The 23,238-nt window shown below is 64.3% G+C and carries 14 protein-coding genes and 1 pseudogene; 6 read left to right on the forward strand and 9 right to left on the reverse strand.

Annotated elements, in window-relative coordinates:
• Positions 1–52 precede the first annotated feature (52 nt).
• A complete protein-coding gene (locus tag KHO30_RS12485; RefSeq protein ID WP_200617924.1) occupies positions 53–1,987 on the reverse strand; it encodes an ATP-binding cassette domain-containing protein in 1,935 nt (644 codons plus the stop codon).
• Between the two features lie 134 nt (positions 1,988–2,121).
• Between KHO30_RS12485 and KHO30_RS12490 the strand changes: the two genes are divergently transcribed.
• On the forward strand, positions 2,122–2,601 hold the full coding sequence (locus KHO30_RS12490; protein WP_054041016.1) for a glutathione peroxidase: 480 nt from the start codon (positions 2,122–2,124) through the stop codon (positions 2,599–2,601).
• Positions 2,602–2,624: 23 nt separating this feature from the next.
• On the opposite strand, the gene cls is transcribed toward KHO30_RS12490, so the two are convergent.
• From cls to dapC, 6 genes are all read right to left on the reverse strand, one after another.
• The gene (cls, locus tag KHO30_RS12495; RefSeq protein WP_211701178.1) at positions 2,625–4,064 is read right to left on the reverse strand and encodes a cardiolipin synthase; all 1,440 of its coding nucleotides are present in this window, start codon (positions 4,062–4,064) and stop codon (positions 2,625–2,627) included.
• Between the two features lie 278 nt (positions 4,065–4,342).
• Positions 4,343–5,227 (reverse strand): 50S ribosomal protein L3 N(5)-glutamine methyltransferase, encoded by an 885-nt coding sequence (prmB, locus tag KHO30_RS12500; RefSeq protein WP_054041015.1) that lies wholly within the window; start codon positions 5,225–5,227, stop codon positions 4,343–4,345.
• 16 nt (positions 5,228–5,243) lie between these two features.
• Positions 5,244–6,383, reverse strand: a complete 1,140-nt coding sequence (gene dapE, locus KHO30_RS12505) for a succinyl-diaminopimelate desuccinylase (protein ID WP_200617934.1) — start codon at positions 6,381–6,383, stop codon at positions 5,244–5,246.
• A 190-nt stretch (positions 6,384–6,573) separates the two neighbouring features.
• Complete coding sequence (locus tag KHO30_RS12510) at positions 6,574–6,939, reverse strand: ArsC family reductase (protein ID WP_093633344.1); 366 nt, start codon at positions 6,937–6,939, stop codon at positions 6,574–6,576.
• Positions 6,939–7,766 (reverse strand): 2,3,4,5-tetrahydropyridine-2,6-dicarboxylate N-succinyltransferase, encoded by an 828-nt coding sequence (dapD, locus tag KHO30_RS12515; RefSeq protein WP_054041009.1) that lies wholly within the window; start codon positions 7,764–7,766, stop codon positions 6,939–6,941. Before dapD ends, KHO30_RS12510 begins: the two co-directional genes overlap by 1 nt.
• Positions 7,767–7,849: 83 nt before the next feature.
• Positions 7,850–9,067 carry a succinyldiaminopimelate transaminase gene (gene dapC, locus KHO30_RS12520; RefSeq protein WP_200617938.1) on the reverse strand — a complete coding sequence of 406 codons (1,218 nt, stop codon included), beginning with the start codon at positions 9,065–9,067 and terminating at the stop codon, positions 7,850–7,852.
• A gap of 379 nt (positions 9,068–9,446) precedes the next feature.
• Between dapC and KHO30_RS12525 the strand changes: the two genes are divergently transcribed.
• The 5 genes from KHO30_RS12525 (at position 9,447) to def (ending at position 18,258) form a co-directional block, all read left to right on the forward strand.
• Positions 9,447–10,457 carry a DMT family transporter gene (locus KHO30_RS12525; RefSeq protein WP_211701179.1) on the forward strand — a complete coding sequence of 337 codons (1,011 nt, stop codon included), beginning with the start codon at positions 9,447–9,449 and terminating at the stop codon, positions 10,455–10,457.
• Between the two features lie 149 nt (positions 10,458–10,606).
• On the forward strand, positions 10,607–14,125 hold the full coding sequence (gene smc, locus KHO30_RS12530; protein WP_211701180.1) for a chromosome segregation protein SMC: 3,519 nt from the start codon (positions 10,607–10,609) through the stop codon (positions 14,123–14,125).
• A 117-nt stretch (positions 14,126–14,242) separates the two neighbouring features.
• Positions 14,243–15,487, forward strand: coding sequence for a cell division protein ZipA C-terminal FtsZ-binding domain-containing protein (locus KHO30_RS12535; RefSeq protein WP_211701181.1), 1,245 nt, complete (start codon positions 14,243–14,245; stop codon positions 15,485–15,487).
• Between the two features lie 174 nt (positions 15,488–15,661).
• Positions 15,662–17,728, forward strand: a complete 2,067-nt coding sequence (gene ligA, locus KHO30_RS12540) for an NAD-dependent DNA ligase LigA (RefSeq protein ID WP_211701182.1) — start codon at positions 15,662–15,664, stop codon at positions 17,726–17,728.
• Entirely contained in the window at positions 17,725–18,258 is a 534-nt protein-coding gene (gene def / locus KHO30_RS12545) for a peptide deformylase (RefSeq protein WP_093633338.1), read from the forward strand. The genes ligA and def overlap by 4 nt, the downstream gene beginning before the upstream one ends.
• A 102-nt stretch (positions 18,259–18,360) precedes the next feature.
• On the opposite strand, the pseudogene KHO30_RS39825 reads toward def, so the two are convergent.
• Positions 18,361–20,085 (reverse strand): annotated as a pseudogene (locus KHO30_RS39825) (pseudouridine synthase); the annotation flags it as partial.
• Between the two features lie 549 nt (positions 20,086–20,634).
• Entirely contained in the window at positions 20,635–23,214 is a 2,580-nt protein-coding gene (locus tag KHO30_RS12555) for a [protein-PII] uridylyltransferase (RefSeq protein WP_093633336.1), read from the reverse strand.
• Between the last annotated feature and the right edge of the window lie 24 nt (positions 23,215–23,238).

Consider the following 23,238-nt stretch of genomic DNA (forward strand, 5'->3'; position numbering starts at 1 on the left):
TGACAAGGGCTACCTCCGATCGATGCCGGCGCGGACCGCGAACAGTCTGCCGCTAGCCGATTTGTTCGAGTTCCTCGTGAGTCTCGAGCCATTCGGCTTCGAGCGTTTCGAGGCGCGCGTTCACATCTGCCTGACGGCGGATCGCTTCCGTCAGTTTGCTCTTCTGCTCGGGCTCGTAACTGGCCGGATCGACGACGAATGCATCGAGCTTCGCCTTCTCCGCGTTGAGCGCGTCCATTTCCTTTTCGATCTTGGTGATGCGGCTTTGCAGCGGTTTTTTCAGGTGCGCGAGCTTTTGACGCGTTTCCGCTTCGAGACGGCGTTGCTCCTTGCGATTGACGCCGCTGTCCGCGCTATCCGCACCGTCTGATGCCGTGCCCGCCTTGAGCGCTGCGCGCTGGTCGGCGGCATGTTGCAGCAGCCAGTCGCGGTAGTCGTCGAGATCGCCGTCGAACTCCTGCAGACGATGCTTGGCCACCAGCATGAACACATCGGTGGTGGCGCGCAGCAGATGCCGGTCGTGCGACACCAGAATCAGCGTGCCCTCGAATTGCGCGAGCGCCATGGTCAGCGCGTGACGCGTTTCGAGATCCAGGTGGTTGGTCGGTTCGTCGAGCAGCAGCAGATTCGGCTTTTGCCAGATGATCAGCGCGAGCGCCAAACGGGCTTTTTCGCCGCCTGAGAAGGGCGCGATTTTCGCGGTCGCCATCTCGCCGGAAAAGTTGAAACTGCCGAGGAAGTCGCGCAACTCCTGTTCGCGCGTATCCGGTGCGAGACGCGCCAGATGCTGCAGCGGCGTGTCGTCCGGACGAAGCGTTTCGAGCTGATGCTGCGCGAAGTAGCCGATGCGCAGACCTTTGCCTTCGCGCACATGGCCGCCGAGCGCTTCGAGCGTGCCGGCGAGCGTCTTGATCAGCGTTGATTTGCCCTGGCCGTTCGCGCCGAGCAGGCCGATGCGCTGACCGTTCTGAATCGACAGCATCACATGGTCGACGATGGGAATTTCGCCGTCTTCACCGCGATAGCCGCAGCGCACGTCTTCCATCACCATCATCGGATTCGGTGCGGAATCGGGCGTGCGGAATTCGAACGTGAAGGGCGAGGACGCATGCGCCGGCGCGATCATCTCCATCTTTTCGAGCGCCTTCACGCGGCTTTGCGCCTGGCGTGCCTTGGTGGCCTGCGCCTTGAAACGGTTGATGTAGCTCTGCAGATGTTCGACCGTGCGCTGCTGCTTCTCATACGCGCTTTGCTGCAAGGCGATCTGCTGCGCGCGCAGGATTTCGAACTGTGAGTAGTTGCCGCCGTAACGCTTGATCTGCTGATGCTCCAGATGCAGCGTGACGTTGCAGACTGAATCGAGAAATTCGCGGTCGTGCGAGATCACGATCAGCGTGCCCGGATAACGGTGCAGCCAGTCTTCGAGCCAGACGATCGCGTCGAGATCCAGGTGATTGGTCGGTTCGTCGAGCAGCAGCAGGTCGGAGCGGCACATCAGCGCCTGCGCCAGATTCAGCCGCATGCGCCAGCCGCCCGAAAAGCTGCTGACCGGCTCGCGCGTTTGTTCGAGCGTGAAGCCGAGGCCGAGCAGCAAGGCCTCGGCGCGGGCGGGCGCGGTGTAGCCGTCGGCGTCCGCGAACGCGGCGTGCGCTTCGCCTTCCGCGGCGCCGTCATGCGCGGCCGAGGCTTCGGCAATGCACGCTTCGATCGCGCGCAGGGCGGCGTCGCCGTCGAGCGTGTAGGCGAGGGCGGTTTTGTCCGCTGCGGGCGTTTCCTGCGCGACGTGAGCGATCTGCCAGTTCGGCGGGATCGAGAAATCACCGGCGTCGGCGTGCAGTTCGCCGAGCAGAACGGCAAACAGCGTCGACTTGCCCGCGCCGTTCGCCCCCACCAGGCCGGCCTTCTCGCCGGGATTGAGGGTGAACGTGGTGTTTTCAAAGAGCGGCTTGGTGCCGCGCGCGAGGCTGAACTGGTTAAAGCGGATCACGAAGAGGCCGACTGAAGAAAAACGCTATTTTAGACTGCTGGGGCTGTCACCGGGCGCCCGGCCAGGATCGGCCATTCGGCCGACTGTACCGGCGCGGCTTTTGGCATAGACTGACGGCTTTCACGGGGGAGCATATGACATCGATTTATTCGTTTTCCGCACGTACGCTTGGCGGCGAGGAAGTGAGCCTCGAGCGCTATCAGGGCAAGGTCTTGCTGATCGTCAATACGGCAAGCGAATGCGGGTTCACGCCGCAGTACGCGGGTCTGCAGAAGGTTTATGACACGTACGCGGCGCGCGGCCTCGCGGTGCTCGGTTTTCCGTGCAACCAGTTCGGTAAGCAGGAACCGGGTGACGCTACGCAGATCGGCAGTTTCTGCGAAAAGAATTACGGCGTGACCTTTCCGATGTTCGACAAGATCGATGTGAACGGCGCCAATGCGCATCCGCTGTTCCGCTATCTGACGGGCGAGGCGCCGGGCTTGCTGGGGCTCGAAGCGATCAAATGGAACTTCACCAAGTTCCTGATCGGCCGCGACGGCAACGTGGTGAAGCGCTATGCGCCGCTGACCAAGCCCGAGGCGATTGTCGAGGATATCGAAAAGCAGTTGTAAGGCACGGCGCGGTGGCAGGGACGCTACAGGATCGGTGAGAACAACCGCGCCACGTGCATCAACACGCGCCGCAGCGCGCTCGCGTTGCGGTACTCGGTGCGGTCGATTTCGAGCGACTCCGCGAAGTCTTTGAGCAGCATCGCTTCGACATCCTTGGCGAAGCCGCGGTCCACGGTCAGCACCATGATTTCGAAGTTCAAGCGGAACGAGCGGTTGTCGAGATTGGCGCTGCCGATGGCCGCCGCCGCGCTGTCGATCATCACGACCTTCTGGTGCAGGAAGCCTGGCTGGTAGCGGAAAATGCGGATGCCCGCGCGCAGCGAGTCGTACGCATACAGTTTCGAGGCGGCGAACACCACGCGGTGATCGCGGCGGCACGGAATCAGAATGCGCACATCCACGCCGCGTAGCACGGCCAGTCGCAACGCGGAGAATACGGCTTCGTCGGGGATGAGATAAGGCGTGGTGATCCAGATCCGCTCGCGTGCCGCATTGATCGCTTCGACGAAGAAGAGCGAGCAGGTTTCCTGTTTGTCGGCCGGACCGCTCGGCACGACGAGGCAGTGCATGCCCTCGTCGGAAGGCTGGAAAGCCGGCATGGCGAACTCGGGCAACTGCTGGGTCGCCCAGTGCCAGTCTTCGGTGAACACGAACTGGATGCTGGCGACAGCCGGGCCGCGCACTTCGATATGCGTATCGCGCCATGGCGACAGGGGGGGCTTGCTGCCGAGATATTCGACACCGACGTTATGTCCGCCGACAAATGCGCGCTCACCGTCCACCGAGACGATCTTGCGGTGATTGCGGAAGTTCAGCTGCAGGCGATTCACGAAGCGGCGATTGGTGGCGAACGGGTGCGTCTCCACGCCGGCCGCGCGCAGCGCCGCCACGTAGCGGTGGGGCAGATCGAAACTGCCGATGCTGTCGTACAGGAAATAGACGCGCACGCCTTGCTGCGCTTTCGCGATCAATGCGTCCTTAAGCATCTCGCCGAGCGCGTCGTCACGCACGATAAAGAACTGCACGATCACGTAATTGCGTGCGCCTTCGATCGCTTCGAAGATCGCCTCGAAAGTGGCGGCGCCGTTGACCAGCGTGCGCACGGAATTGCCCGGCAGGAACGGCATGCCACCGAGGCGCGTGAGCGAATGCACGAGTCTCGCGCCAAGTTCCTGGGTAGGCAGCCCGGCCGACGAGGCCAGCGTGTCCCATGCCTGAGGATGGGCGCGGGTGCGCAGCAATTCGTTTTCGATGCGGCGAGCGTCCGCATACCCCTGGAATTTGCTGCGGCCGAGGAACAGATACGGCACCAGCGTCAGATACGGCATCGCGACCAGCGACACGGCCCATGCGATCGCGCCTTGCGATGTGCGGGTGTTCAGAATCGCGTGGCACGCCGCCACCACGCCGAGAATATGGGCGAGGGCGACCAGCGTGCCGATGTGAAGCAGGTCGAATTCCATAGGCGGACGAAGGGTTGGCAAGGCGCTACCGCTGCTGCCCGATGGCGCAGCGTGCAGCTGACCGCGCCCATCTTACCGAACGTGCGTGAGTTGGGGTGGTGTGATGGTTCAGCGTCTTCGGGGATTCCGCGAATGCGGGGTGTGCGGGGGGAGGCGGGCGGTGCTGGCCTGTGCGGCCAGGCGCTGCGACACGCGCGGCAGGCAATGAACGTCTGCCGCGCGTGTGGTGCGATAAACCGGTCCGGAGATCTGGCAACCGGCGGTTCAGCGATAAAACGTTATACCGGCAGGTCCGCGGCCTGAATCAGGAACACGTTGTCGTCGCCGGCACTCGTCGACAGCCAGACCAGATCGAGGCCGCCGAAGGCCGCTTCGACGTTCGCGCGCTCGTTGCCGATCTCGACCACCAGCACGCCGTCTTCGGTCAGCCAGTTGCGCGCTTCGGCGATGATCCGGCGCACGATGTCCATGCCGTCCGCGCCGCCTGCCAAAGCCATGTCCGGCTCGTGCTTGTACTCGGCGGGCAGTTCCTGCATGGATGTGGCGTTCACATACGGCGGATTGCTGATGATCACGTCGTAGCGGCGCTCGGCGAGCGGCGCGTACAGATCGCCTTCGAAGAGGGCGATGCGGTCGTCGAGATGGTAGTCCGCGACGTTGCGCGTGGCGACTTCGAGAGCGGGAGCGGAGAGATCGACGGCGTCGATATCCGCGTTCGGGAAGGCGTGCGCCGCGAGAATCGCGAGGCAGCCGGAGCCGGTGCACAGTTCGAGCACGGCGCCGACCTGTTCAGGATCTTCGACATACGGCTGCAGACCGTCCTGCAGCAACTCGCCAATGAACGAGCGTGGCACGATCACGCGTTCGTCCACGTGGAAGCGAAAGCCGTGCATCCACGCTTCCTGCGTGATGTATGCGGCCGGCACGCGTTGGCCGGCGCGGCGCTCGATTACGTTAAGCACGGCGTCGACCTCGGCCGGAGAGAGACGCGCGTCGAGGAATGGCTCCAGCAGATCGAGCGGCAGATGCAGCGTGTGCAAGATCAGATAGGCGGCTTCGTCGTAGGCGTTGGCCGAGCCGTGGCCGAACGACAACTCGGCCTGGTTGAAGCGCGACACCGCGAAACGCAGCAGGTCGCGGACAGTGGAAAACGGGAGCGTCATCGCAGAAATTCCTTGGTCAGGCGATCAGTTGTTCGAGCACGCGGCGATACACGTTCTTCAGCGGCTCGATGTGTGCGACTTCGATGTGTTCGTCGATCTTATGGATGCTGGCGTTCAGCGGGCCGAATTCGATCACCTGCTCGCAGATGCGGGCGATGAAGCGGCCATCCGAGGTGCCGCCGGTGGTCGACAGTTCGGTCGTGACGCCGGTTTCGTCCTTGATCGCTTTAGCCAGCGCGTTCGAGAGGTCGCCGCGCGGCGTGAGGAACGGCAGGCCGCTCACGGTCCATTGCAGGTCGTATTCGAGATTGTGTTTGTCGAGGATCGCATGGACGCGAGCCTGCAAGCTTTCCACTGTGCTCGCCGTCGAGAAGCGGAAGTTGAACATCACGTCCGCATGGCCCGGAATGACGTTGGTCGCGCCGGTGCCGCTATGGATGTTCGACACCTGCCAGGTGGTGGGCGGGAAGTACTCGTTGCCGTCGTCCCAGCGTTCGGCGACCAGCTCGGCCAACGCGGGCGCGAGCAGATGCACCGGATTTTTCGCCAGATGCGGATAGGCGATATGGCCTTGCACGCCCTTGACGATGAGCTTGCCCGACATGGAACCACGCCGGCCGTTCTTCACCATGTCGCCGAACTGCGCGCTCGAGGTCGGTTCGCCGACGATGCAGTAGTCCATGCGCTCGCCGCGTGCCTGCAGCGCCTCGACGACCTTGACGGTGCCGTCGGTGGCGGGGCCTTCTTCGTCGCTCGTAATCAGGAAGGCGATCGAGCCACGATGCGCCGGGTGCGCCGCGACGAACTCCTCGCTTGCCACCACGAAGCCGGCGATCGACGACTTCATGTCCGCCGCGCCGCGGCCATAGAGCTTGCCGTCACGATGGGTCGGCTCGAAGGGTGCCGAGTGCCATTGTTCGAGCGGGCCGGTCGGCACGACGTCCGTGTGGCCGGCGAATGCGAGCAGCTTGCCGCGCGTGCCGTCGACGCCGCGTTTGACGGCCCATAGGTTGGTCACGCCGTTCGATTCGATCGTCTCGTGCTCGAAGCCGAGCGCGGACAGGCGCTCGATCAGGAGGCGCTGGCAATGCTGGTCGTCGGGCGTGACAGACGCGCGCGCGATCAGTTGTTCGGTAAGGGCGAGGGTGCCGGACATGGATTCAGTACAAGCCACTTTGAAATGAAAAAATGCCGGCTGGCGGTGGGACACCGCAGCCGGCAACAGCTTTTAAGCAACACGGCGAGGCCGCGTTTTACTACTCGTTGCACTCGATCGAGGCGCTGAGCCTGGCGTTCAGTCCCGCGCGTCGAGTCACGCAAGCGGGACTGCGCGCTAACAATCAGCGTCAGGCAAACAGCGCCGTGTATTCGTCCGCGGAAAAGCCGAGCGACTTGACCTTTCCGTTGACCACCAGCACCGGCCGCTTGATCACCGACGGCTTGTGAATCATCAACGCGATCGCGCCCGGCTGCGTTTCCGCCGCCGCCTTCATGTCGTCAGACAGGCCACGCCAGGTCGTGCCGCGACGGTTCAGCAATGCGTCGAGCTTGACGTCCTTCAGCCAGTCCTGAACCAGCGGCTCAGTCACGCCGTGCTTCTTGAAGTCGTGGAACTCGAACTCGACGCCGTGCTCTTCGAGCCACACACGAGCCTTCTTCACAGTGTCGCAGTTCGGGATGCCGTAGACGACGGTCTTGGTGCCGCGTGCCATCAGTCGCCTCGCAGCAGCTCGTTCAGGCCGACCTTCGCGCGAGTCTTGGCGTCGACCTTCTTGACGATCACGGCGCAGTACAGGCTATGCGAGCCGTCCTTCGACGGCAGGTTGCCCGCCACCACCACCGAACCCGCCGGAATGCGGCCATACGTGACTTCGCCGGTTTCGCGGTCGTAAATCTTGGTGCTTTGACCGAGGTACACGCCCATCGAAATCACCGAGTTTTCTTCGACGATCACGCCTTCCACCACCTCCGAACGCGCGCCGATGAAGCAGTTGTCTTCGATGATGACCGGGTTCGCCTGCAGCGGCTCCAGCACACCGCCGATGCCCACGCCACCCGACAGGTGGACGTTTTTGCCGATCTGCGCGCACGAACCGACAGTCGCCCACGTGTCGACCATCGTGCCTTCATCGACATAAGCGCCGATGTTGGTGTACGACGGCATCAGCACGACGTTCTTCGCGATGAACGAGCCGCGGCGCGCGATGGCGGGCGGCACGACGCGGAAGCCGCCGGCGGCGAAGTCTTCAGCGGTGTAGTTGGCGAACTTCGACGGCACCTTGTCGTAGAACTGTGAGTAGCCGCCAGCCGGTTGGACCACGTTGTCTTCCAGGCGGAACGACAGCAGCACGGCTTTCTTCAGCCATTGATTGACGACCCAGTCGCCGTCCTTCTTTTCGGCCACGCGCAGCGCGCCCTTGTCCAGTTGCTCGATGGCGTGGGCGACGGCTTCGCGCACCTCGGCCGGCGCGGCCTTCGGCGACAGGTCGGCGCGGTTTTCCCAGGCGGTATCAATGATCTGCTGAAGTTGTTGCGACATATGCGTGCTTTTCTGAAGAGTTGAAGTCTGAAGAAGGGAGTGCGGTGCGCGGGGTTGCCGAATATGAAAATTCGCGAAAAACCTCAACCCGCGAGCGCGCGGCAAAAATCGACGATCCGTTGTGCGCCCTGCGTGCATTCGTCGACATCGGCGACGAGCGCCATGCGCACGAAATTGCGGCCGGGGTTCACGCCATGCGCAGTGCGCGCGAGGAACGAGCCCGGCAGAACCGTCACATTATAGTCGGCGTAGAGGCGCTGGGCGAACTCGGTGTCCGTGAGGCCCGTGCGCGAGACGTCCGCCCACAGGTAGAACGCGGCGTCCGGCAGGCGCACGTCGAGCACCTCGGCGAGCATCGGCGTCACGGTGGAAAATTTCTGCACGTACTTCGCGCGGTTCTCGCGCACGTGCGTTTCGTCATTCCAGGCCGCGATGCTGGCACTCTGGAACACCGTCGACAAGGCTGTGCCGTGGTATGTCCGGTATAGCAGGAAGTCTTTCAGGATCGCCGCGTCGCCTGCCACGAAGCCCGAGCGCATGCCTGGCACATTCGAGCGCTTGGACAGGCTCGACAGCATCACAAGGCGTTCGAAGCCGCGGCCAAGCTTGTGGGCCGCTTCCAGGCCGCCGAGCGGCGGATTGGCTTCGTCGAAGTAGATTTCCGAGTAGCACTCGTCCGAGGCGATCACGAAGCCGTAACGGTCCGACAGGGCAAACAGCTCGCGCCAATCGTCGAGCGTGAGCACGGCGCCCGTGGGATTGCCCGGCGAGCACACGTACAGCAGCTGCGTGCGCGCCCAGATGTCGGCTGGCACGGCTGAATAGTCGCAGGCGAAGTTGCGCGCCGGGTCGCTATTCACGAAGTACGGCTGCGCGCCGGCCAGAAGCGCCGCGCCTTCATAGATTTGGTAGAACGGGTTCGGACAGAGTACGATCGCAGGCTCGCCGTTCGCGTTGAGCTTGGGGTCGATAACCGTTTGTGCGAGCGCAAAAAGCGCCTCGCGCGAGCCCGCCACCGGCAGCACCTGGGTGGCCGGATCGACCGGCGGCAGGTTGTAGCGCTGGGTCGCCCATTTCGCGATCGATTCGCGCAGTGCAGGCGAACCGATGGTGGCCGGATACGCCGCCAGGCCGCCGAGCGAGGCGATCACCGCGTCGCGAATCAGCGCGGGCGTGGGATGTTTCGGTTCGCCGATGCCGAAGCTGATGTGCGCGAGGCCGGCCGGCGGCGTGACGTCCTTGAAAAGCGCACGCAGCTTTTCGAACGGATAGGGCTGAAGGGAGTCGAGTAGCGGGTTCACTGGGCGGATCGAGCCTGATCGAAGATGGGCGCAGAGGAAGGCAGGCACGCATGCTGACCGTAAAACGCATGAAACACGCGAAAAGGGCGGCAGCGGCGGCGAACGAATGATTATAGCGTGGCGGCGCGTACGGGAAATTCGTGGTGGCGCCCCGGGTGTAAGACGCGGCGCAACCCGCCAGGCGGCGCAGGCAATGCGACGCAGCGGGAACGACGCGAACCGCAGACGGTTCGCGCAAAAAAGAAGCAGGAGCAGCAATGTTTGTAGCAGCAATGGAGACATCCGCACGATTCGGACGAAGCGGGCGCAAGAACGCCGCCGTCTGTAAAGTCAGCAACATCGCCTGCAGGAGCAGCAACCGCCGCGGGGGCCTTGCATCATGAGCAACTGGCTTCGCACAGGCTGGCCCACGCTCGCGATCATGCTGGGCGCCTCGGTATGGGGGATGATCTGGTACCCGCTGCGCATGCTGAATGCGCTTGGCGTGACCGGCACGGCGGCAAGCGCACTGACGAGCGCCGCCGGTTGTCTGTTCGTTCTGCTGGTGCGCCATCGTGCGCTCAAGACAGTGCGCTGGCACTGGCTGCTACCGGCCCTTGCGCTGGCAGCCGGCGTAACCAATCTCGGTTTCGTGTGGGGCTCGATCCACGGCGAGGTGATGCGCGTCCTGCTGCTGTTCTATCTCACCCCCGCCTGGACCGCGCTCTTTGCGCACTTCATCCTGCACGAACGGCTGACCTGGTCGGGCGCAGGCCTTGCCGCGCTGTCGCTGGCCGGCGCGATGACCATGCTGTGGTCGCCGCAACTGGGGCTCCCGGTGCCCGGCAACCTGGCCGAATGGGCGGGACTCGCGGGCGGCATGGGTTTCGCGATGAGCAACGTCCTGATCCTCAAGACGAGCCGCGTGCTGCCTGAGATGAAGCCCGAAATGCGCACCGCGACGATCTTCGGCGGCGCGGCGATTTTCAGCGCCTGTGCGTCGCTGTTCGAGGCGATGCCGGCACCGCCAACCGGCGCGCATCTCGGCACGGCCGCGTTACTAGTGCTCGGCCTCGGTTTTCTGCTGGCGTCGAACAATATGCTCGTGCAGTACGGACTCGCGCGCGTGCCGGCCAATCGGGCCTCGATCATCATGCTGTTCGAGATCGTGGTGACGGCTTTGTCCGCATGGCTGTTCGCCGGCGAGTCGCCGGGCCCGCGCGAATGGGCAGGCGGCGCGTGCGTCGTGCTGGCGTCGGCATTGTCCAGTTGGGTGCACCGGACCAAGGCTTTACCGCCCGATCCGGCTAATCAGGATGCGGGTCTTGATGTTGACCGAGACGTCGACCGCGACGCCGACCTCGGTGCGGACCGTAAGGACGCTAAGAACCGCTCGCGCGCGATGGTATGATTGCCCCTCATTAGCTGGCGCATGCCTCATCGCGTGCAGTTGGCGCCCGTGTCGCGGGGGTTCGCGGGCCGTTTCGCTGCATCGGCGAACGGCTGGCGCGGCCTTCACGAGCCACCTTTTATTTTCCCTTTTCAAACAGCGAAATCGCCGTGCGTCTGACCTCGATCAAACTCGCTGGCTTCAAGTCATTCGTCGATCCCACGCATTTCCAGGTCCCGGGCCAGCTTGTCGGCGTGGTCGGACCGAATGGGTGCGGCAAGTCCAACATCATCGACGCCGTGCGCTGGGTGCTCGGCGAATCGCGCGCTTCCGAGCTGCGCGGCGAGTCGATGCAGGACGTGATCTTCAATGGCTCGACCGCGCGCAAGCCGGGTAGCCGCGCCAGCGTCGAACTCGTGTTCGACAACGCCGACGGCCGCGCCGCCGGGCAGTGGGGGCAGTATGCCGAAATCGCCGTCAAGCGCGTGCTGACGCGCGACGGCACTTCGAGCTACTACATCAACAACCTGCCGGCGCGTCGCCGCGACATCCAGGACATCTTTCTCGGCACCGGCCTCGGGCCGCGTGCGTACGCGATCATCGGGCAGGGCATGATCGCGCGCCTGATCGAGGCGAAGCCGGAAGAGCTGCGGGTGTTCCTCGAAGAAGCCGCGGGCGTGTCGAAGTACAAGGAACGCCGCCGCGAGACGGAGAACCGTCTGCACGACACGCGCGAGAATCTGATCCGCGTCGAAGATATCGTCCGCGAACTCAGCGCGAACCTCGAGAAGCTTGAGGCGCAGGCAATCGTCGCGACCAAGTACAAGGATTTGCAGGCCGACGGCGAAGAGAAGCAGCGTCTGTTGTGGCTGCTGCGCAAGAACGAAGCCGGCGGCGAGCAGGAACGCCAGCAACGCGCGATCGAACAGGCGCAGATCGACCTCGAAGCGCAAACCGCGAAGCTGCGCGAAGTCGAAGCGCAACTCGAAACGCTGCGCGTCGCGCATTACTCCGCCAGCGACGCGATGCAGGGCGCGCAAGGCGCGTTGTACGAGGCGAATGCCGAAGTCAGCCGCCTCGAGGCCGAGATCAAGTTCATTGTCGAATCGCGTAACCGCACACAGGCGCAGATTGCCGCGTTGACCGCGCAGCGCGAGCAGTGGCAGTCGCAGGCGCAGAAGGCGCAAGACGATCTTGCAGACGCTGAGGAACAACTGGCCGTCGCCGACGAAAAGGCCGCGCTGGCTGAAGACGAGGCCGCCGCCAAGCATGATGCGATGCCGGCGCTCGAAGCGCGCTGGCGCGATGCGCAGACCGAACTGAACGCCGAGCGCGGCGGTATCGCGCAGACCGAACAGGCACTCAAGCTCGAAGCCGCGCATCAGCGCAATGCCGATCAGCAATTGCAGCAGTTGCAGCAGCGTCACGAACGGCTGAAATCGGAAGCGGGCGGTCTGGATGCCCCCGACGAAGCGCAGCTCGAAGACATGCGCGCGCAGCTCGCCGAGCACGAAGAAATCCTGCACGACGCGCAGGCCCGTCTTGCCGACGCGCAGGAAACGCTGCCGCGTCTGGACGGTGAACGGCGCGCTGCCCAGGAACGCGTGCAGTCGGAAAGCGCGCAGATTCATCAGCTCGACGCACGCCTTGCCGCGCTCAAGCAACTGCAGGAAAACGTCCAGACCGAAGGCAAGATCCAGCCGTGGCTCGAAAAGCACGAGCTGAGCGGCTTGCCGCGTCTGTGGAAGAAGCTGCACGTCGAAGCCGGTTGGGAAGCCGCGCTCGAAGCGGTGCTGCGTGAGCGGCTCGCCGCGCTGGAAGTGTCGAACCTCGACTGGGTCAAGGCGTTCGCCACCGACGCGCCGCCCGCCAAGCTCGCGTTCTACGCGCCGCCCGCGGCTGGTCAGCCGGCTGCTGCGCCGGCGGGATTGCGTCCGTTGCTGTCGCTGGTCCGTATCGACGACGCAGGCATTCGCGCCGTGCTGAATGACTGGCTCGGCCTCTCCTTCGTCGCTGACGATCTGCAACAGGCGCTCGCCATGCGCGCGCAATTGCCGGAGGGCGGCTCGTTCGTCGTCAAGGCCGGCCACGTCGTGACGCGCGTCGGCGTCCAGCTGTACGCCGCCGATTCCGAACAGGCCGGCATGCTGGCTCGTCAGCAGGAAATCGAAAACCTGGGCCGTCAGGTGCGCGCGCAGGCTTTGCTCGCCGATGAGGCGAAGGCCGCCGCGATCCGCGCCGAAGCCGCGCACACGCAAGCCGCGCAAGCGTTGACCGATGTGCGTCAACAGTCGGAGCGCGCAACCCAACGCGTGCACGCTTTGCAGATGGACGTGCTCAAGCTCGCGCAAGCGCATGAGCGTTACACGCAGCGGAGCACGCAAATCCGCGAAGAGCTGGAAGAAATCACCGGGCAGATCGAAGAGCAGCGCGCTTTGCGTGGCGAATCGGAAGCGAACTTCGAGCGTCACGATTCCGAACTCGCCGAATTGCAGGCGCGTTTCGAAGATCACCAGATGGCCTTCGAAGCGCTCGACGAATCGCTTACCGCCGCGCGCGCCCAATCGCGCGATCTCGATCGGGCCGCCACCGACGCGCGCTTCGCCGCGCGCAACATGGCGAACCGCATCGACGAATTGAAGCGCAGCATCCAGGTCTCGCACGAGCAGAGCGAGCGCGTCGCCGCGTCGCTGGAAGATGCGCGCGCCGAACTGGAAACGATCAACGAGCAAACCGCGCATACCGGTTTGCAGGACGCGCTCGATATCCGCGCGGTCAAGGAAGAAGCGCTGCACGCCACGCGTCTGGAGCTGGACGACCTGACGGCCAAGCTGCGTGCCGCCGACGAAACACGTCTGAGCGCCGAGCGTGCGCTACAACCGCTGCGTGACCGCATCAACGAATTGCAGTTGAAGGAACAGGCCGCGCGCCTGAACGGCGAGCAGTTCATCGAGCAACTGGCGGCAGCCGGCGTCGATGAAGCGGAGTTGCAGGCTAAGCTCACGCCGGACATGAAGCCGTCCTACCTGCAAGGCGAAGTTACGCGGATCAACAACGCGATCACGGCGCTCGGTCCGGTCAACATGGCTGCGCTCGACGAACTGAAGGCCGCAACTGAGCGCAAGACGTTCCTCGATTCGCAGTCGGCCGACCTGAACAACGCGATCGAAACGCTCGAAGACGCGATCCGCAAGATCGACGGCGAAACGCGCACCTTGCTGCAAGGCACCTTCGACGAAGTGAACCGTCATTTCGGCGAGCTGTTCCCGCGTCTCTTCGGCGGTGGCCAGGCCAAGCTGATCATGACCGGCGACGAGATTCTCGACGCCGGCGTGCAGGTGATGGCGCAGCCGCCGGGCAAGAAGAATTCGACGATTCACCTGCTGTCGGGCGGCGAGAAGGCCCTGACCGCTACCGCACTGGTGTTCGCGATGTTCCAGCTGAATCCCGCGCCGTTCTGTCTGCTCGACGAAGTGGACGCGCCGCTCGACGACGCCAACACGGAACGCTTCGCGAACCTCGTGCGCGCAATGTCGGACAAGACGCAGTTCCTGTTCATTTCGCACAACAAGATCGCGATGGAAATGGCGCAGCAACTGATCGGCGTGACCATGCAGGAACAGGGCGTATCGCGGATCGTCGCGGTCGACATGGAAACGGCGGCTGGTTTCGCCCAGAATATCGTTTAAGTTTTCGTTTAGGTTGATCATCGCGGGCGCCCGCGTTCAGCGCTGCGGCCATCGGCCGCGCGACACGTGGGGCGGGCGCAAAGCCGCGCAGACAGAAGAATTGCTGATGGAGCATGCATGGACGAGTTGACACTCGGTTTGATCGGCGCGGGTGCCGTGGTGGTCGGGGGCGTGGTCGTGTACAACGCATGGCAAGGCGCGAAGGTGCGCCGCAAGATGCCGCGTCCAATGCCGGCCGATACCGCCGAAAGTTTCGCGCGGGACGATCAGGAGGAGCAGAGCCCGTTTATCGAACCGGCCCGGCCGACCACGCGGCGCGAGCCGGTAGTGGGCTCGGAGCAGACGGCGGAGACCTCGGCGGCGCGCGTCGAACCGACTTTTGGCGCGACCGCCGCGCCGCTCGATACGCCGGCCGATATTCAGGCCGAGACGACTACGCCGAATGGCTATCCCGAAGCGGAAGGCATTGCTGAAGCCGAAAGCGGCCATGCCGCGACGGCCGATGAGCGGATCCTGCCCGCTGCCACGACGATTTCGTCGGCGCCGCCGGCTATCGTCGATCGCCGCATCGACTGCATCGTGCCGATTCGTTTGAACGGCCCGGTGGCCGGCGACAAGGTGATTCCGCTCGCGCAGCGTCTGCGCCGTGCCGGCAGCAAGCCGGTGCATATCGAAGGCAAGCTCGAAGGCGGCGCGTGGGAATTGCTGCAGAACGGCGCGCGCTATGAAGAGCTCCGCGCGGCCGCGCAACTGGCCAATCGGAGTGGCGCGCTCAACGAACTGGAGTTCTCCGAGTTCGTGACCGGCGTGCAGCAGTTTGCCGACGCGCTCGACGCGTCGCCGGAATTTCCCGACATGCTCGAAACGGTCGCGATGGCGCGCGAGCTCGACGGCTTCGCCGCGCAGTGCGATGCGCAGCTGTCGATCAACGTGCTCTCCGACGGCGCGCCGTGGTCGGCCAATTATGTCCAGGCCGTCGCGTCGCAAGACGGCTTGCTGCTCTCGCGTGACGGCACGCGCTTCGTCAAGCTCGACGCGAAGCAGAGCCCGGTCTTCATGCTGCAATTCGGCGACACCAATTTCCTGCGCGACGACTTGACTTACAAGGGCGGCCAGATGATCACGCTGGTGCTCGACGTGCCGGTCGCGGACGAAGACATCCTGCCGTTCCGCCTGATGTGCGACTACGCGAAATCGTTGGCTGAGCGTATTGGCGGCCGGGTGGTCGACGATGGGCGCCGTCCGCTGCCGGAAACCGCGCTGCTGGCGATCGAAAAGCAGTTGATGACGCTTTACGCGAAGCTCGAGCAGGCGGGTATTCCGGCGGGTTCGCCGGCCACGCGGCGTCTGTTCAGCCAGTAAGGGTTCCGCAATCGCGCAGTATTCGACGGCCGCACACTGTGCGGCCGTTGGCGTTTGGGGCGGCGTTTGGGGCGGAATAACGAACGCACGAAACTGGCCATTCGGCCGATGTAAAGGGGCACGCTTCCTGCGATAATCCAATGTCTGAATTCCTTTGAAGAAGCTTCCGACAGCATGGCCCGAACTCCCGCCTCCAACCCTGCAACCAGCACGCCCGCCGAGCGGGCTACGTGGCTGCGCGCGGAACTCGAACGCGCCAATTACGCGTACTACGTGCTCGACCAGCCCGACCTGCCGGACGCGGAGTACGACAAGCTGTTCAAGGAACTGGAGCGAATCGAGGCGGAGCATCCGGACCTGATCGTGCCGGATTCGCCCACCCAGCGCGTGGGCGGCGAGGCGTCGAGCGGTTTCGAGCCGGTCGTGCACGATCAACCCATGCTCTCGCTGAACAACGGCTTTGCCGACGAAGACATCGTCGCGTTCGACAAGCGCGTTGGCGACGCGCTCGGCAAGAACGCGAGCGAACCGCCGGTGCCGGTGGATTACGCCGCTGAACTGAAGTTCGACGGCCTTGCCATCTCGCTGCGTTACGTCGACGGCACGTTCGTCCAGGCGTCCACGCGCGGCGACGGCGCCACCGGCGAGAACGTCACCGAAAACGTCCGCACGATCCGTTCCATTCCGCTCAAGCTCAAGGGCAAGCGCGTGCCGCTGGTGCTCGATGTGCGCGGTGAAGTGCTCATGTTCAAGCGCGATTTTGAGCGCCTGAACGAGCGCCAGCGGGCCGCTGAGCAAAAGGAATTCGCTAATCCGCGTAACGCTGCGGCGGGCAGTTTGCGGCAGCTCGATTCGAAGATTACTGCGCAACGGCCGCTGTCGTTCTTCGCTTATGGAATCGGTGTGGTCGAAGGCTTTGAAATGCCGGCCACGCATAGCGAACTGCTGGACTGGTACAAGGAACTCGGCTTGCCGGTGAATGGCGAGCGCGCAGTGGTGCAGGGCGCTGAAGGCTTGCTGGGGTTCTTCCACGCGGTAGGCGAAAAGCGCGATACGCTGCCTTACGATATCGACGGCGTCGTCTACAAGGTCAACCGGCGCGATGAGCAGGACGCGCTCGGCTTTGTCTCGCGCGCGCCGCGTTTCGCTCTGGCGCACAAATTCCCGGCGCAGGAAGCGCTGACCAAACTCCTGGCCATCGACGTTCAGGTGGGCCGCACCGGTGCGATTACGCCGGTTGCGCGGCTGGAACCGGTGTTCGTCGGCGGCGCGACGGTCACGAACGCAACGCTGCATAACGAAGACGAAGTGCGCCGCAAGGATATTCGCATCGGCGACACGGTGATCGTGCGGCGCGCGGGCGACGTGATTCCCGAAGTGGTGAGCGCGTTGCTCGACCGCCGCCCGGACGACGCCCGCGAGTTCGTCATGCCTACGCAGTGCCCGGTGTGCGGCTCGAGCATCGAACGGCTGCCGGACGAGGCGATTGCGCGCTGCACGGGCGGCCTGTTCTGCCCGGCACAGCGCAAGCAGGCGCTGTGGCACTTCGCGCAGCGGCGAGCGCTGGATATCGACGGGCTCGGCGAAAAGATCATCGATCAGCTCGTCGAGCAGAATCTGGTGCGCACGCCGGCCGATCTGTTCAACGTCGGCTTTGCTACGCTTGCTGAACTCGATCGCTTCGCTGAAAAGTCCGCGCAGAATCTGCTCGACTCGCTGGAAAAGGCCAAGCACACCACGCTGGCGCGCTTTATTTACGCGCTCGGTATCCGGCATGTGGGTGAATCGACAGCGAAAGATCTCGCCAAGCATTTCGGCTCGCTGAATCCGATCATGGACGCCTCGGTCGAAGAATTGCTGGAGGTGAACGACGTGGGCCCTGTGGTGGCCGAGTCGCTTCATCAGTTTTTTGCCGAAGAACACAACCGCACGGTGATCGAGCAACTCCGCGCACCGGGCAAGGTCACCTGGCCGGAAGGACCGCCCGCACCAAAGGCGCCGCAAGGCGTGCTGGCCGGCAAGACGGTCGTCCTGACCGGCACCTTGCCGACGCTCGCCCGTGAAGAGGCGAAAGAAATGCTCGAAGCGGCCGGTGCGAAAGTGGCCGGTTCGGTGTCGAAGAAAACGGACTACGTGGTGGCGGGGGCCGAAGCGGGCAGCAAGTTGGCGAAAGCCGAGGAACTCGGCGTTCCCGTACTCGACGAAGATGGTATGCGTAAGCTCCTGGAGGGGCAGTTATGATCCGCGAAATTCTCAAGATGGGCGATCCGCGCCTTTTGCAAATTGCCGACCCGGTCGACCACTTCGACACCCCCGAGTTGCATGAACTCATCAAAGATATGTTCGAGACCATGCACGACGCGAACGGCGCGGGGCTCGCCGCGCCGCAGATCGGCGTCAATCTGCAGGTGGTGATCTTTGGTTTTGGGCACAACGAACGCTATCCGGATGCGCCGCCGGTGCCGGAGACGGTGCTGATCAACCCGACCATCACGCCGGTGTCGCAGGATATGGAAGAGGGCTGGGAAGGTTGCCTGTCCGTGCCGGGCCTGCGCGGCGCCGTGAGCCGGTTTTCGATGATCAAGTATCACGGCTTCGATCAATACGGCAAGCCGATCGACCGCGTCGCCGAGGGCTTTCACGCGCGTGTCGTGCAGCATGAGTGCGATCACCTGATCGGCAAGCTATACCCCATGCGGATCAACGATTTCGCGAAGTTCGGTTTCACGGAAGTTCTGTTTCCGGATATGGATCCGAATAGCGACGACTGAGGCTGCGGTGTTCTGCGCGCGTGCGTTGCAGGCATAAAAAAACCCACGTTTTCACGTGGGTTTTTTGTTGGGCGAACGTATCTGAGCGTCAAGCTCCCCGCATCAGAACGACTCGTCCGCCGACAGATAACGCCATTGACCCGGCGGCAGTGCGCCCAGCATGACCTGACCCATCCGCACGCGCTTCAGGCCGATTACTTCGAGGCCGACCAGCTCGCACATCCGGCGGATCTGGCGTTTCTTGCCTTCGCGCAGCACGAAGCGCAGTTGCTCGCCGTTTTGCCAATTGACCTGGGCGGGTTTCAGCGGCACGTCGTCGAGCGAGAGGCCGTGGCACAGGAGCGCGAGGCTTTCCGGCGGGAAGTGGCTTTCGACGTCGGTGGTGTGCTCGCCGAACGACACGCGCACCAGATACTCCTTGTCGATCTCCGAATGGCCGCCAATCAGCTGCTTGGCAATGCGGCCGTCCTGAGTCAACACCAGTAAGCCCGTCGAATCGATGTCGAGGCGGCCTGCCGGCGCGAGTTGGCGCAGATGCGAGACCGAGAAGCGGATGTCGGAAGTGTCGCCATCCCAGCGATTTTCCGGCGTGACCAGCGTGATCGCCGGTTGATAGCCGTCTTCCGCCTGGCCCGATACGAGGCCCACGGGCTTGTGGATCAAGACCGTCACCTGGCTCGCTTGCGCGGCTTCGGCGGCGGGGTCGATCTCGATGCGTTGATCCGGGCGAACCTTGGTGCCGAGCGTGTCGATCCGCTCGCCGTCGACCAGCACCCAGCCTTTTTCGATCCACTCGTCGGCTTCACGGCGCGAGCACAGGCCGAGTTCCGACATCAGCTTGGACAGGCGCAGCGTTCCCGGTGCGTCTTCGTAGTCGCGGCGCGGCGTGCGCGGAGCGGCATCGGTGTCATCGTCGCGTTCGGCTCTGGCTGCGGGCGCTGGGCCACGCGGCTTGTCGGCACGGGCGGGGCGGTTGTCGTCGTCGAAGCGGCGGCCGGCAGCCGGCAGCGCCTTGTCGAAGCTGCGAGCAGGGCGCTCGCCCCGCTCGCTACGTTCGTTACGTTCGTTACGTTCGCCGGCACGCGGCGGACGATCGCCGAATTCACGTTTGGCTGGGGCGCGTTCGCCACGGTCGTCACGCGGTGCGCGAGCCGGACGGTCCGTGCGGTCACCGTAGCCGCTTTTGACGGGCTTCGCGAAAGTGCGCTCGCCACGCTCGCCTTCAAAACGGCGCGGTGCTGCGCTGTCGCTGCGCGGACCGCGCTCGCCGCTGCCGCGCCCCTGCGGGGCGCCACGGTCGCCGCCAAAGCGGGGCCGATCCGAGGCGTCACGCGCCGGACGCTCGCCACGCGGGCCACCTTCCGACGGACGGCCTGCACCCGGGCGCGGACCGCTGAACGAGCGGCGTTCGCCTTCGTCGCGGCGCGGGGCACGGTTGCCTTCGAAACTGCGCGGTGCGCGTTCGCTGCGATCGCCGGCACCTTCGAACCGGCGCGGAGCGCCTTGGCTGCGTTCACCGTCAGCGCGACGCGGGGCGCGTTCAGTGCGATCACCACCACCTTCAAACCTGCGAGGTGCACGTTCACCAAGGTCACGACGCGGAGCACGGTCGCTGCTGCCCTCAAACCGACGCGGAGCACCTTGGCTGCGTTCACCGTCAGCGCGGCGCGGAGCGCGTTCGCTACGATCGCCGCCACCTTCAAACTTACGGGGCGCACGCTCGCCATCGTCTCGACGCGGCGCACGGTCGTTGCCCTCAAACCGGCGCGGAGCACCTTGAGGGCGTTCACCGTCAGCACGGCGCGGAGCGCGTTCGCTACGATCACCGCCACCTTCAAACTTACGGGGCGCACGAGCGCCCTCATCCCGACGCGGTGCACGATCGCCGCTACCTTCAAATCGACGCGGAGCGCCCTGGCTACGTTCACTGTCAGCACGGCGCGGCGCACGTTCGCTACGATCGCCACCACCTTCAAACCGGCGCGGCGCACGCTCACCATCGTCCCGACGCGGAGCACGATCGCCACTGCCCTCAAACCGGCGCGGCGCACCGCCGTCCCCTTCGCGCCGCGGCGGACGATCCGACGGCGCCCGGCGCGCAGCGCCAGCATCCCGCTCACGGGAAAACGATCCTTCAGCCCGTGGCGCACGCGCCCCGGCGCCTGCCGGCTTGCCTGCACCTGCCGGCCGCTTGCCGCCACCCGCTGCGCCAGCGCCTTCGCCCCGTGCCCCGTTGAACCCTGCCGTCGGCGTAGACGGCCGTGGCCCGGTCGGACGCGTCGGCTTACGCGCCGAGTTGCTTCCGGTACGGACAGGGGCGCGTTCGGACGAAGCCGGCCGCGGGTGCTTGGCTGTTAATTTGACTCGCATGAAATCTCACACTGCAATCGCGCGCAGCAGTTCGGTCTCGACCTGAATTTGCAGGCGGTTGTCCGACAGACCGTGTCCATCCAGCAGGAACACGTCTTCGACACGTTCGCCGAGCGTATTGATCCGCGCCGACGCAACGCCGACCCGGTGCTCGGCCAGCACGCGCGCGATTGAATAAAGAAGGCCTGGCCGGTCGTTCGCAGACACGGACAGGATGTAATATTGGCCGCGCTCGTCGGCCCGAAGATCGACGCGCGGCGTCACAGGGAAGGTCCGCGACAGCCGTGACAACCGGCCTTTCGACGGTCCCGGAAGCAGGGTGCCGTCACCGGCGAGGCGTGCGGTCAGTTCCTGTTCGACCAGATTGGCAATATCGCGATAATGCACGTCTTCTTCGGTGTGCGCGACGAGGAAATTATCGAGCGCGTACCCGTGGCGGGTCGTGCTGACCCGCGCATCGAGCACCGACAAGCCATTGCGGTCGAAATACGCACAAATGCCGGCGAACAGATCGGGCTGGTCTTTCACATACACCAGCACCTGAAGCGCTTCGCCGATCGGCGAAGGACGCGCCCGTACGATCGGCGTCGCGGTTTCGACGTGCCGGTACAGCACACGGGTCTGCCACGCGATATCCGCGGCGTCGTGGCGCAGGAAGTAGCCGATATCCAGCTTGTCCCACAGCGCCTTTTGCGCGCCTTCCGGCACGGTTTCGAGGCGCAGCAGGGCAAGCGCTTCTTCCTGGCGCGATTTCAGTTCCGAATGCGCGTCAGGCCGGGCGCCGCCGAGCACCGCCAACGTTGCGCGGTAGAGGTCCTCGAGCAGCTTGCCTTTCCACGTGTTCCAGACTTTCGGGCTGGTGCCGCGAATGTCGGCCACGGTCAGCAGGTAAAGCGCGGTGAGCCAGCGCTCGTTGCCGACCAGTTCGGCAAAGCGCTTGATGACTTCGGGGTCGCTCGTATCCTGCTTCTGCGCGACCTGGCTCATGGTCAGATGCTGCTGCACCAGCCAGACGACCAGTTCGCCGTCCTCGCCTTCGATGCCATGGTTGCGGCAGAAGCGCCGCGCGTCGGCCATGCCGAGCGTGGAATGGTCGCCGCCGCGGCCCTTGGCGATGTCGTGAAACAGCGCCGCCACGTACAGCACCCACGGCCGGTCGAAATTGGCGATCAACTGACTGCAGAACGGATATTCGTGCGCGTGCTCGGCGACCGCGAAGCGGCGCAGATTACGCAGCACCATGAGGATGTGCTGATCGACCGTATAGACGTGATACAGATCGTGCTGCATCTGCCCGACGATGCGCCGGAAGTTCAGCAGATAGCGCCCGAGCACGCTGGTCTGGTTCATCAGTCGCAGCGCGTGCGTGATGCCGGCGGGCTGCTTCAGGATGTCCATGAACAGGCGACCGTTTTCCGGATCGCGCCGCCAATGCTGGTCCATCACGTCGCGAGCGTTGTAGATCGCGCGCAGCGTGCGCGCCGACAAACCCTTCACGCCCGGCGTCTGTTCGTAGAGCAGAAAAGCTTCGAGGATCGCGTTCGGCTCGCGCTGGAAGACGTCGTCGCTGGCGATTTCCAGCATGCCCTGCTTCTCGACGAAACGGTCCGAGAGCACGCGCGTGATGCCGCTTGTGTTCGGGAAGAGCTGCGCTTCGATGTTCTGGATCAGGATCGTGGCCAGCTGCGTAACGGCTTTGGCGGACCAGTAATAGCGGCGCATCAACTGTTCGCTGGCGCGCTTCGTCGCCGTTGGCTTATAGCCGAAGCTTTCGGCCACCGGCGTTTGCAGGTCGAACACCAGAATGTCCTGACGACGGCCGGCGATCACATGCAAGCGGGCGCGCAGCGTTTTCAGGAAGCCTTCGTTGCGGCGCAGTTCGCGCGCTTCTCGCTCGGTGATCAGGCCGCGTGCTTCGAGCTCGCGCCAGCTGCTGCCGAAGCCAGCTGCCTGGGTAATCCACAGAATCAGCTGCAGATCGCGCAGGCCGCCCGGGCTTTCCTTGATGTTCGGCTCGAGCGCATACGGCGTGTCCTGAAATTTGGCGTGCCGCTGACGCATTTCCAGCACTTTGGCCTGGAAGAACGCGCGCGGGTCGAGCGTTTCGCGGTAGCGCTTCGCAAAGTCGTCGAAAAGCAGGGTGCTGCCTGTAATGCGCCGCGCTTCGAGCAGCGAGGTGCGCACGGTGACGTCATTGGCAGCTTCTTCGACACACTGCACCACGCTGCGCACACTGCTACCAAGTTCGAGCCCCAAATCCCACGCGAGGCTGATAAAACGCTCGATGCGTGCTTCCAGATGCGCGATCGGCGCGTCGGGCAGCAAGACGAGAATGTCGATGTCAGAATGCGGCGCGAGTTCGCCCCGCCCATAGCCGCCGACCGCGAGCAGGGCCAACTCGGGCGGCAACTCGCAGGTATTCCAGGCGGCGCGCAGCGACTCGTCCGTGGCGCGCGCCAGGGCGGCCATCAGCGAGTCGACGTTGGAGGCTGTCTTGAAGCGTTCCAGCAACTGGGCTTTGGCCACTTTGTAGTCCGCCTTGAGCGACGTGGCATGGGATTGGGCGACGGCTGGAACACTACTCATTGGCAGGCGGGCGGGTGGGGGCGG

The sequence above is a fragment of the Paraburkholderia aspalathi genome (genome assembly GCF_905220735.1).
GTDB classification, from domain to species: domain Bacteria; phylum Pseudomonadota; class Gammaproteobacteria; order Burkholderiales; family Burkholderiaceae; genus Paraburkholderia; species Paraburkholderia aspalathi.